Consider the following 12,274-nt stretch of genomic DNA (forward strand, 5'->3'; position numbering starts at 1 on the left):
TTTGTCGTAAAATACGAAAAAAATGCCTTTTTTATCCCGAAAAGGACCTGAATTTGCCGTTATGACAATTTATTGAAGTAATCCAGCGTTGCAGTCTTATCTTTATGAAGTTGCTCCTTCAGTGCCTCCAGTCCTGTAAATTTAACATCATGTCTTAGAAATTCCAGAAAGTTCATCTTTACATCCTGGCCATAAATTTCTTTACTGAAATCAAATATATTCACTTCAATGTTCCTGGTCATTCCATTTATAGTGGGGCGTTGACCGATGTAAGCCATTCCTTTGAATACCTCATTGCCCATTTCAACAGTTACCACATAGATGCCATCAGAAGGAATGAGTTTATAGGTTTCCTCCACAAAAATATTTGCAGTGGGATAACCGATAGTCCTTCCGATTTTATCCCCTTTTACCACCTGTCCTGACAATGAAAAATGATAGCCAAGGTAACTTGCCGCCAAGGCTACTTCTCCATTTAGCAATGCTCTGCGAATCTTGGTAGAACTTACTGCCACATCATTGATGTCCTGTTCAGGAATCTCTTCGATCTTAAAATCAAAAAGTTTTGAGAATTCTTCCAGTTCCTTCATCCCACCTTTTCTGTCCTTTCCAAAACGATGGTCATAACCTACTATAAGGTGTTTGACCCCAATGGTATCAACTAATATATCCCTAATGTATTCAGCGGGGCTCAGGTTTGAAAAGTCACGGGTAAAAGGGGTAATAATCAGATGATCCACGCCAAGATCTGCCAGGATCCTGGCTTTTTCACTAATGGTATTGATCATTTTTAAGTCCTGATTTTCCGGATCAATGATCAGTCTGGGATGAGGGAAAAACGTCAGGATCACACTTTCCCCACCGGTTGTTTTTGCCAGTTCACACAATCGTTTAATAATCTTTTGATGCCCATAATGCACACCGTCAAATGTTCCGATGGTAACAACCGCGTTGTTTAGCTTTTTGAATTCAGAAAAATGATTGTAAATTTTCAAGACTAATATTTAATTAATGTAACGACTGGCGTTTTACTACACCGCCTTTTATATCGGCTATTTGCTGCTGTATCACAAAAGCATCAGGATCCAGCTGTCTAATCGCAGCTTGCAGTTTGCTCATTTCAAGCTTGGTAACTACTGTATAAAGAATATTAATGTCCTTCTTTGCGCCATAACCACCTTCACCTTTATAAATGGTCACTCCCCGTTTCATCTGGTTGATGATGTATTTTTTAATGTGTTCATTCTTTTCAGAAATTACAGTAACGCCTGTGTATTGCTCTATCCCGTTCACAATATAATCAACGGTCTTCGATGCAGATAAATACGTAAGGATAGAATACATGGCCGTGACCAGGTTAAGATAGTAGGCAACAACACCAAAAATAAGAATATTCAGGATCAGTATAATATTTCCAACAGTGAGAATGCTGTTCCGACTGATGTACAGGGCCAAAACCTCCGTCCCGTCAATAACACATCCGCCCCGCATTGCAAGACCAATACCTGCACCTAAAAACAATCCCCCAAAAACAGCAATCAGCAATTTATCACTGGTTACAGGCTCAAAAGGAGCGATCAAAAGCATTCCTGCCAAAAGGGTGATAGCGACACCTGTTTTAATGGCAAAGCCTTTTCCTATTTGCCGGTATCCTAAAACTATAAACGGGATATTGATCGCGATGATCAGATAAGACAGTTTTAAGCCGGTTAACCGGGTGATCAGCAAGGATATTCCGGTTACCCCACCATCAATAAAATTATTGGGCAACAAAAAACTCTTCAAGCCAAAACACGCGGATGTAATGCCACATGCAACCAGAAACATATTCTTAACAAAGTTTAATTTTCTTGATTTTGCCTGCCCCCGCATAGTTACTCCTTTTTGTTTCTAAGATAACTAACCAGATCGTTTACCTCAAATGCGTTCTCTAATAAAAAATCACCACTTCTGGTACGTGTCAATTTAGAAAGATAGGCTCCGTTATTCAACTGTTTCCCAAAATCTGAGATGATTGAACGGATATAGGTACCTTTACTGCATACGATCCTGAAATCAATTTCAGGTAGAGCTATCCGGGTAATTTCAAATGCAGATACTGTTACATTGCGCAGGCGTAACTCTGTTTCTTCTCCAAGTCTTGCTTTTACGTATAACCGTTCCCCATTTATTTTTACCGCAGAATGGGCCGGCGGATACTGTTGAATATCACCTTTGAAAGGAACGATGGCCTGATATATGGCTTCTTCTGTAATTCCGGCTAACGGGAATTCCTGATCGATCATAGTTTCCATATCAAAAGAAGGGGTAGTTGCTCCAAGTACCATAGTTCCCGTGTACTCTTTTTCCTGTGCCTGAAAAGTATCTATTTGCTTGGTAAGCTTACCGGTGCATATGATTAACAATCCTGTTGCCAGCGGGTCCAGAGTGCCGGCATGGCCAACTTTTAGCTTAAGCGGCTTCAGTGAATTCCTGATTTTGCCCACCACATCAAAACTTGTCCATTTATAAGGCTTGTTGATGAGCAGCAATTCGCCAGCGGCAAAATTAAACGTTCTGTCTTCTATTTTCTGCATATTGATATATGTTTCAATCTGCCCCTTTATGCTGTCTGCGCTCAATTGAAGTGTTAAATTTGCTGCAAAGCTACGAATTAAATAATTTGCAGTGACTGCCCGCTCAGGATTAAAGCGATCAGGATTAACCCGACTACAATCCTGTACCAGCCAAATATTTTGAAACCGTTTTTATTAAGGTATCCGATGAAACTTTTGATGGCAAGCATGGCTACAATAAAGGCAACAATATTTCCAAAAGCAAGTATCTGTAACTGATCGGAACTGATCACATGTCCCTCCTGATAAAAATCAAGGAGCTTCTTAGCTGTCGCCGCAAACATCGTAGGTACAGCCAGAAAAAAAGAGAACTCAGCTGCCAGTTTCCGGCTCAGGTTTTGCGACATACCGCCCACGATGGTTGCGCCTGATCTGGATACACCCGGAACCATCGCAAGACATTGGGAAAGACCTATCTTAAGGGCTGTTCCGTAGTTTATTTCTTCCTCTTCAGAGATTGATGCGCCGCTAAACCATTTGTCGACAAACAGCAGGATAACCCCGCCTATAACCAGGGATACCGCTACCGTCAGCGGGCTTTCCAGCATCTTGTCTATGCGGTCACTCAGCAAAAAGCCAAAAAGAGCGGCCGGTATAAAAGCAATGAACAGTTTGAAATAAAAATTGATACTTTTAAAGAACCGCTTAAAATACAGGACCAATACAGATAGAATAGCTCCCAGCTGGATCACAATGGTGAAAAGCTTCACAAAAGGATCTGTGGCAATGCCCATAAATGCCGAACCAATAATCATGTGGCCGGTAGAAGAAACCGGTAAAAATTCCGTTAGCCCCTCTATCAACGCGAGGATAAACGCCTGAAAAAAATCCATTAAACTATTTCTTTAAGATGGCGTAGACCCCAAATGCGAAGCCTGCCAATACGACCATTGGGGCAAGCAAAGTCTTTCTGAAATCGTAGATGTCTGCAGTGCCGATCATGAGGATGAAGCCCAATACAACAATGGCAATGCTGATCAGCAGCAACTGATAGTTTTTTTTATTGAATACCAATTCTGTTTTAGTATCCTGACCGGCAGGAGTTGATTTTTTTTCTATCATTATCTTATCTGTAAAGGTCATAAATTTTTAAACGTAAGTATCTGCTCACCGCAAATGATGTACTGATGGCCGTAATAAAAATGCCGACGCCAACCAGTCCCAGCAAAACAATTCCAAATTCGGTATAATTTCTTAGAATCACAATTTCAGGAATTTCGCGCTGCGCATAGTATAAGATGCCAAGAAGGATCAATATTGCAATAAAGGCTGCGATCAGGCCATGCAGTGCTGCCAGCAGTATGAATGGTTTGCGAATAAAGTTTTTGGTAGCGCCGACCAACTGCATGCTTTTAATTAAAAAACGCTGCGAGTAAATAGCGAGCCTGATGGTGTTGTTGATCAAAGCTACCGAAATGACCAGTAAAATAGCTGCAAATCCAAGGATGATCAGGCCGATTGTGTTAATATTTTTATTCACCATGTCAATCAGTGAGCTTTGGTAGATCACCTCTTTTACCACCGGATTTTTAGCAATACTTGCTTTTAAAACCTCTATACTTTTATTATTGGCATAATCTGCTTTTAAATACACATCAATTGTCGAAAGCAGCGGGTTGTAGCCAAGGAAATTGACGAAGTCTTCACCCAGATCGTTGGTCAGGTTTCTGGCAGCCATTTCCTTATTTACATATTGAGTCGTTTTTATGGCCGGGTTAGCGTTCAGGTCTTTTTGAAACTGCAGCACATCAGTTTCCTTGGCGCCTTCATCCACTATAATATTTAGTACTATATTTTCCTTTACGTAGTTTGAAAGGTTTTTTGCGTGTACCAGGATCAAGCCCAGCATGCCCAGCATGAGCAATACCAGTGCAATGCTAAAGATAGTAGAAATATAAATGGTTTTTGTCTTCTTAGAAGCATCGCTCACTTCAAATTCTTCCATGTACTTGTCTTTATGTTTCTGCGAAAATAAAAATATAAAATTTAATAACGTAAATCTATTCCTATTAGTTTAAGAATGATGCCATTCCTGTACCAAAATGAGATGTTTTCCGTTAAAGTTGATAATATATCCTAATGAAAGCATGGAAAGGCATCATTTTTGATGTCAACCGAAGAAAAAAACAAACCACAATGAAGAAACAATTATCTCTAGCTGCCGCATTTCTATTTGTCCTTACCGGAATAGCCGGATGTAAAAAAGAATCCCTTGATAAATTCAAGACAGACATAATCGGACAGTGGCAGATTTCAAAAGTAGATGCCGCTTCCGGACAGGAAGTTGTTTTGCCTGTTCTCCCTGGCGATTATTATGATTTCAAAGAAGGCGAAGACGATATCGTTGAAGTCAGAAGAAATGGAAACCTGCAATCAGGAACTTACGTGGCTACAACCTCACGCGAGATCAACATGACCGTAGGCGGCAAACTTTATACCTGCAAAGTGACCGCACTTGATGGCAATAAACTGGAGTTTACCTCAACACAAGGAAGCACATCTGAAAAAGTGTACCTTAAAAGATAAAGCTGAATTGTTTTATATTTACAGCATATCCATATGTCTGTAAAACAAAAGTCAGGAACAATCCTGCCCGTACTTGCTAAGTGGCTGGCGCTGATTATTACCGTGAGCGCCGCTGCAGGTACCTTGTCTGCTATTTTTCTGAATTTGCTCAGCCGGGCTACTCAATTCCGGGAGCATCATCATCAAATGCTTTACCTGCTGCCATTTGCAGGACTGGGGGTTGGCTTGTTGTACCACTATTTGGGCAAAGGGACCGAACGCGGGAATAATCTGGTATTTGATACCATTCACAATCCAAAGGATGTTATTCCTTTTAAGATGGCCCCACTGGTGCTTTTTGGTACAGTAGTTACCCATTTGTTTGGTGGTTCCGCAGGCCGTGAGGGTACTGCTTTACAGATGTCCGCTGCCGCTGCTGATCAGCTGCACGGCCCTTTCAAGCTAAATACAGCTGACCGTACCATCCTGCTCATTGCCGGCTTAAGTGCAGGTTTTGCCTCAGTATTTGGTACACCACTTGCCGGAGCTATTTTTGGCTTGGAGGTATTGTTGTTGGGCCGGGTGCCGTATAAAGCCATCATCCCTGCTGTTGCAACCGCATTTCTTGCTGCCCGTGTGACAGAACTCTGGGGAGCCGGACATACCCATTACAAGATAGATCTGATTCCGTCCTTTACGCCAACCAGGTTATTCTATTGTGCACTTGCCGGTACGGCCTTTGCCATTGCTGCCATCGCATTTGTGAAGCTTACCGGGTTCTTTGCCATTCTCTTCAAAAAAATTCCATATGCCCCGCTGAGGCCTTTTGCCGGTGGAATAATCTTTGTTCTGCTCGTTTTATTGCTGGGTACTTATAAGTATAACGGTCTGGGGATTGCCGGCATAGTCGAATCTTTTGATCTGCCCGCTGCTCCGCAAGACTTTGCGCTTAAGATACTCCTTACGGCGATCACGCTCGGTGCCGGTTTTAAAGGAGGGGAGGTTACTCCTTTATTTTTTATAGGCACTACGCTGGGCAGCACACTGTCGTTATTTTTGCCGCTGCCCGTTGGATTGCTTGCAGGTATGGGTTTTGTGGCAGTTTTTGCGGGGGCCGCCAAGACTCCAGTGGCATGCTGTATTATGGCAATTGAGCTTTTTGGAATGTCGTGTGGTATTTATGTTACCATTGCCTGCGTAATATCCTACCTGCTTTCTGACCGTTACAGCATCTATAACACACCCGAAAACAAGGAGCCCAAACACTTTCTCTTCGGTAAATTTCATAAACCGTTTCTATAACACCCTTTAATTCATTATTTTCGCGCTTTATATTAAGGAAATAGTAGTAATGGATTACCAATTTAAAGAAATAGAGCAAAAGTGGCAAAAACACTGGGCTCAGAACAGGACCTTCAAAGCAGATCAAGATACCTCAAAGCCTAAATTTTACGTCCTCGATATGTTCCCTTATCCATCAGGGGCGGGATTGCATGTAGGTCATCCCCTTGGTTACATTGCTTCAGACATATTTTCAAGATACAAGAGATTAAAAGGATTTAATGTACTACATCCAATGGGCTACGATTCTTTCGGATTGCCTGCAGAACAGTACGCGATTCAAACCGGTCAGCACCCGGCCTTAACTACCGAAACCAATATCAATACTTACCGGGGACAGCTGGATAAGATCGGTTTTTCGTTTGACTGGAGCAGAGAAGTGCGTACCAGTGATCCGGAATATTACAAATGGACACAATGGATCTTTATGCAGCTATTCAACTCCTGGTACAACCTCGAAACAGACAGGGCTGAAGATCTCACTACATTAATAGAAAAATTCAATGCCTCAGGCAGTGCTGATGTCAGGGCTGTTTGCGATGAGGATACCGCATCATTTTTGCCCAGTGACTGGGCTGCAATGACTGATAAGGAAAAGCAGGAAGAGCTTTTGAAATACCGCCTTACTTATCTGAGGGAAAGTACCGTAAACTGGTGCCCGGCCCTTGGGACAGTGCTGGCTAATGATGAAGTAAAGGACGGATATTCAGAACGCGGCGGCCATCCGGTAGAGCAGAAGAAAATGATGCAGTGGAGCATGCGGATCTCTGCTTATGCCGAGCGATTGCTGCAAGGCTTAAATACCGTTGACTGGCCGGAGCCGGTTAAGGAGATGCAACGCAACTGGATAGGTAAAAGTGTAGGTGCAAGTGTAAGGTTTGCGATAGAAAACGCCCCTGAAGATATTGCAGATTACATAGAGGTTTTTACCACACGTGTAGATACCATATTTGGGGTTTCTTACCTGGTACTGGCTCCGGAACACGAACTCGTTTCTAAATTAACTATCCCGGAGCAATTAGTAGATGTCAACAATTATATTGCACAGACCAAAAAGAAATCTGAACTGGACCGGATGGCTGATGTTAAAAGCGTTTCGGGGGCGTTTACCGGCAGCTATGTGATCAATCCAGTAAGCGGCGAACGGATCCAGCTTTGGATAGCCGATTATGTATTGGCCGGATATGGAACAGGGGCGGTAATGGGTGTCCCGAGCGGAGACCAGCGGGACTGGCTGTTTGCTACCCATTTCAATTTACCAATAGTTCAAATCCTTGATGCGCAGAAAGACATCGCACATCAGGCAGACCCTACAAAAGAAGGCAGGTATATCAATTCCGGATTTATCAACGGAATGGATTATTCGGCGGCCGTCCAAACGTTAAATACCTGGCTGGAAGAAAAAGGAGCAGGTAAGGCAAAAATTAATTACCGTATGCGCGATGCCATTTTCGGCAGACAACGTTACTGGGGCGAACCAATTCCGGTTTACTTTAAAGACGGGTTGCCATACCTGATCAAAGAAGAAGAACTGCCGTTAATTCTACCTGAAATTGACAAATATTTGCCAACAGCAACCGGAGAGCCACCTTTGGGCAGGGCTGAGGACTGGACTTATGACGATCAGTATGAATACGAACTGAGTACCATGCCGGGCTGGGCTGGATCAAGCTGGTACTGGTACCGTTATATGGATGCACAAAACAGGTCTGATTTTGCCTCTAAAGAAGCTATACAATATTGGAAAGACGTGGACCTGTATATCGGTGGTGCCGAACATGCTACCGGACATTTGTTGTACAGCCGTTTTTGGAACAAATTTTTAAAAGATCTTGGTTATGTACAGGAAGAAGAGCCTTTCAAAAAACTGATCAACCAGGGAATGATACAAGGGCGAAGTAACTTTGTATACCGTATTGTAGATGAAGAAGGAAGAGGCACCAATACTTTGGTTTCCTATGGGCTGAGAAAAGAATATAAAACATCAGCCCTGCATGTTGATGTCAATATTGTTGAAAACGAAATACTGAACATAGACAAATTCAAGCTTTTCCGTCCGGAATTTGCCGATGCAGAGTTTATTCTTGAAAACGGAAAATACATCTGCGGTGTCGAAGTAGAGAAGATGTCCAAATCGAAGTTTAATGTGGTAAATCCCGATGTGCTGATCGAGAATTATGGCGCAGACACTTTAAGGATGTACGAAATGTTCCTTGGCCCGCTGGAGCAAAGCAAACCCTGGAATACAAATGGGATAGAAGGGGTTTTTAAATTCCTTCGCAAATTCTGGCGTTTGTTTCACAATGAACAATGGATATTTAATGTAGAGGATTCAGTGCCATCAAAAGCTGAACTGAAAGCCCTGCACAAAATCATTAAAAAAGTACAGGATGACATAGAACGGTTCTCATTTAATACCTCTGTTTCAAGTTTTATGATTGCCGTAAACGAGTTAACAGATCTAAAATGTAAGAATAGACAGGTACTGGAAGATCTTGTTGTAGTGCTTTCTCCTTATGCACCCCATATTTGTGAAGAACTTTGGGAGGCATTAGACCATGAACCGGGAAGCCTGTCATATGCCGAATATCCTAAATTCAACCCGGTTTATATGGTAGAAGATGAATTTAGCTACCCCGTTTCTATCAATGGCAAGACCCGTTTAAATTTAAGCCTGAGCCTTTCTTTAGATACCACTGATATCGAAACAGCTGTCCTGGCCAATGAAGATGTACAAAAATATCTGGAAGGCAAGACACCTAAAAAGGTGATTGTGGTAAAGGGCAGGATCGTAAATATTGTTATTTAATAAAAATCTCAAATTAAATTTGGAGATATCATAGAACGTACATATATTAGCGTCATCAATAGGGATGATTATATGAGGGGAGGAAGATTTATATCGACTTCCCTTTATATTTACTGCACATCAAACTATCAGTGATCAAATTTCTGATTCAATAGTCCACTTTAACTTTTCTCCACCAAATTGGAACAACCCGTCCGGGGTCACTTCGAAAGAAACCTTTTTAGATAAACGGAAGTATACTTAAGGCAAAAAATAGGCGAAGATGAAACTTCTGCCCGGAAAAGGCTTATGGCATTTTGGAGACAACCGGACGTACATCTCTCCAGGCACCCCCCTAGAAAAGGTTGTAAAGAAATTGAGAAAGGGTTGTGATTCTATAGGCTAGGATTTCTAAGTTAAAGCAGGAGATACCTCTATGACAGGGAACACTTAAAAGTGGATTGGGAGAAATGCCATTAATTAGTCTTAACCTTTATGTCCTTGAACATGAACAGATTATCGCTGATCCTTAGCGCTTTTTTGCTGGTCGTTGTGATGTTTTTTAGAATGACCTCTTTGGTTTTGACATACGGGAACTTTTCCTTGTAGGTATTGTCGGTCATTTCCGGATTGAAATTGCTGAAAATAGCAGGCCCCTGGTAATTATCCGGATGCATGGAATCCTCAATCCGTAGATTTTCAATGGTGATTCGTTCCGGCATATAACACGTATAACCGAAATTATGCTGACCTGAATAAGATCCGCTGATCACAGAAGCATTGACCGGTTTGCCGTTTGCCGGCACAAAGACACAGTTGCGGATTACAAGCTCTCCCTGCCACGTACTCCCGTAGTCGGGACGCAGGTTGACAAAGCTCCGTCCACGGCCGGTGGAATTTTCAATTGTTAAGCGTCCGCTGCCAATAGCATTGATTCCCATGTGTCCGAGGGTTGAGTTGCGGATGGTGGCATTGGCTACCCCCTGGTGGGCATCAAACCGGGAGAGGGTACAACTGTCATAAAGAAGATTTTTGCAAAAGTTTGAACCCAGAATGCCCCAATACCTGTTGTCATTGATGTCATTGGTCTGGCTGCAATTTACGAAAGATACATTAAGCGCACGATTGACAGAAAGGTCGTAGGTGCCCATTTTGACGGGCTTACCCGCCGCACCAATAGTGCTATAGGTCCGGTGTCCTGTAAGGATGGTGTTTTTTACCGTTACGTAGGCACATTCACCGATGTTGATAAAGCCTCCGTATGGCGCACCGTGGTCTCCTTCGTCACTGATGTGGTGCTGCAGTCCGTCTACAAGCACATGGGACCGCCTGATTGCGATGTTCCGGTTATAATAGGTGTACTTTGATTCATCTTTATTGGCAATTGTGATGAAACGGCCTCCGGTGATCTTCAGCAGGCGCTCATCAATGGGCAGAGCGGTGATACTCGTGATTTGCCCAAAGTCCCAGATGATTGGCGCGTTTATATCCACGTTGCCGTTTTTGTCCGCGACAAAGATGTCGGTCTTCGAAGAGCCGTTGTTTTGGTTTGGCCCAAACCGGATGTATTGTTTTATATTGGAATCCGTGACCGTAATTAAACACTGGCCGGGTAAAGAAACGTCGATTTTTTTCTGGTTCCTCTTCAATGAAGATACCGTTTCCAGTTTAAACGGTTTCAGGTCCGAACTCACCGTAAAAACAGACGCACTGCGATTTTTCACTTCGGTATCATCAATGATGAAGGTCGCCGTACCGAAGTCGGTGTCTGTCCGGATGGCCGCCGTGCGATTCTTCCCTCCAATATAATAGCTAAGTCCATTGTCTGCTTTAACCGAAAGTCCGTGCATGTTGGCAAATGCATGGGTTGCGACGATAAGATCTATATCATCAGTCTTTCCATCGCCTTTGGCACCAAAGTCACTGTAGCGAACCGTTCCGGCGGCTTTAAACTTAAGAACATCCTTTGGCGATACGTTGACATGCAACTCCTCATTATCACCGGTATATACGTGGGTTTTCTGTTCCTGGGATGTGATCACTACATTATTTTCAAGTGGGGCTTGGTTCTGTGCCTGTGTCACAAATGCACAGGTTAAAAAGAAGAACATCAGGAGCGTATATCTCATGATAAGAATTGTGTATTCACTTTTCTCATCCAGAAAAAATATGCCCTTTGAATTTGCTGCATTTACCTTTGGGATTGTGATATCCAGCTGTGGCTCAAATGCATCGTCGCAGGTAAGTACCGTGACTGCTTTTTGATTGGATGTTTGTTTGCTTACCCGGGTGGATGCGTTTAACTGGAACGGCAACAAAGAGATGGTCAATTGGTTCATTTTTATGTAGTTGGAAGATCAAAGATATGGTAGAAATTTTGAAGTAGTTATTACATTTCAAGTATCGGGGGAATTATTGTCGTTTTCGGAATATGGGCCTGATCGTTTTTGGATAGATGGCTTAGGATACTTTTTGAAGGTGCTGTCTAATCTGATCGCTTCTTTTAAAAGCTTTTTTATTGGATCTTCATCAATCTCCTCCGCAGTCTGGTAGATTCTATAAAAAATTTGCTTGTTGGTTCCATGGGATAGAAAGCAATCGTTGTCATTTAATTTGTGGCCATACCAAAAACCTAGAAGAACTCCTTTTTTGATCCCTCCTCTCGGAACAGTTGAGGGCCAAATAATACATATGCCTTTGTTGCCGTAAAAAAATGGAACATTGTATGATATTTTCTCTTTGCAGTATTCGGGAAGAGACTCAATAATTATCTGTCGCAACACGTCTACAATTATTTTTTCGTCTTCAGGAAGGATAGTAAACAGATCTACAAGGTTTCTGATTTTCATCGGAATTGGTTTGGTAGAATGCAAATCTCGGCAATAGGAATTGTTTCTGGAAATCTAACTGTATCGTTTGCTCAAACGGGACGCGTTCTGCCACATGCGAAAATACAATCAGCCATGCTATGGAAGCGACCTTGCTTCAACGCAAGGTCGGTAATTGACTGAAAATATACTAGGAC

At 42.5% G+C, this 12,274-nt stretch carries 11 protein-coding genes; 3 read left to right on the forward strand and 8 right to left on the reverse strand.

The window, feature by feature from the left end:
- Window positions 1–59 precede the first annotated feature (59 nt).
- From QEP08_RS00075 to QEP08_RS00100, 6 genes are all read right to left on the reverse strand, one after another.
- Window positions 60–995: a bifunctional riboflavin kinase/FAD synthetase gene (locus QEP08_RS00075; protein WP_285054337.1), complete on the reverse strand. Its 936-nt coding sequence runs from the start codon at window positions 993–995 to the stop codon at window positions 60–62.
- Window positions 996–1,008: 13 nt separating this feature from the next.
- On the reverse strand, window positions 1,009–1,827 hold the full coding sequence (locus QEP08_RS00080) for a YitT family protein (protein WP_285054339.1): 819 nt from the start codon (window positions 1,825–1,827) through the stop codon (window positions 1,009–1,011).
- 47 nt (window positions 1,828–1,874) lie between these two features.
- Entirely contained in the window at window positions 1,875–2,576 is a 702-nt protein-coding gene (gene truB / locus QEP08_RS00085; RefSeq protein ID WP_285054340.1) for a tRNA pseudouridine(55) synthase TruB, read from the reverse strand.
- 77 nt (window positions 2,577–2,653) lie between these two features.
- Window positions 2,654–3,448: an undecaprenyl-diphosphate phosphatase gene (locus QEP08_RS00090; RefSeq protein WP_285054341.1), complete on the reverse strand. Its 795-nt coding sequence runs from the start codon at window positions 3,446–3,448 to the stop codon at window positions 2,654–2,656.
- 4 nt (window positions 3,449–3,452) lie between these two features.
- On the reverse strand, window positions 3,453–3,677 hold the full coding sequence (locus QEP08_RS00095) for a DUF3098 domain-containing protein (protein WP_285054343.1): 225 nt from the start codon (window positions 3,675–3,677) through the stop codon (window positions 3,453–3,455).
- Between the two features lie 4 nt (window positions 3,678–3,681).
- Window positions 3,682–4,560 (reverse strand): cell division protein FtsX, encoded by an 879-nt coding sequence (locus tag QEP08_RS00100; RefSeq protein ID WP_285054345.1) that lies wholly within the window; start codon window positions 4,558–4,560, stop codon window positions 3,682–3,684.
- 191 nt (window positions 4,561–4,751) lie between these two features.
- On the opposite strand from QEP08_RS00100, the gene QEP08_RS00105 reads away from it, so the two are divergent.
- Genes QEP08_RS00105 through leuS form a run of 3 tightly spaced genes read left to right on the forward strand, consistent with a single transcriptional unit; the run spans window position 4,752 to window position 9,270 of the window.
- Complete coding sequence (locus QEP08_RS00105; protein WP_285054346.1) at window positions 4,752–5,141, forward strand: hypothetical protein; 390 nt, start codon at window positions 4,752–4,754, stop codon at window positions 5,139–5,141.
- A gap of 33 nt (window positions 5,142–5,174) precedes the next feature.
- The gene (locus QEP08_RS00110) at window positions 5,175–6,422 is read left to right on the forward strand and encodes a chloride channel protein (RefSeq protein WP_285054347.1); all 1,248 of its coding nucleotides are present in this window, start codon (window positions 5,175–5,177) and stop codon (window positions 6,420–6,422) included.
- 49 nt (window positions 6,423–6,471) lie between these two features.
- The gene (gene leuS, locus QEP08_RS00115; RefSeq protein WP_285054348.1) at window positions 6,472–9,270 is read left to right on the forward strand and encodes a leucine--tRNA ligase; all 2,799 of its coding nucleotides are present in this window, start codon (window positions 6,472–6,474) and stop codon (window positions 9,268–9,270) included.
- A 455-nt stretch (window positions 9,271–9,725) separates the two neighbouring features.
- Here leuS and QEP08_RS00120 read toward each other — a convergent pair whose 3' ends face one another.
- Both QEP08_RS00120 and QEP08_RS00125 read right to left on the reverse strand, forming a co-directional pair.
- Entirely contained in the window at window positions 9,726–11,588 is a 1,863-nt protein-coding gene (locus tag QEP08_RS00120; RefSeq protein ID WP_285054350.1) for a hypothetical protein, read from the reverse strand.
- A gap of 57 nt (window positions 11,589–11,645) precedes the next feature.
- On the reverse strand, window positions 11,646–12,098 hold the full coding sequence (locus tag QEP08_RS00125; protein ID WP_285054352.1) for a DUF1801 domain-containing protein: 453 nt from the start codon (window positions 12,096–12,098) through the stop codon (window positions 11,646–11,648).
- Window positions 12,099–12,274 lie beyond the last annotated feature (176 nt).

The sequence above is a fragment of the Pedobacter ginsengisoli genome (assembly GCF_030244015.1).
In the GTDB taxonomy this organism is placed as follows: Bacteria; Bacteroidota; Bacteroidia; order Sphingobacteriales; family Sphingobacteriaceae; genus Pedobacter; species Pedobacter ginsengisoli.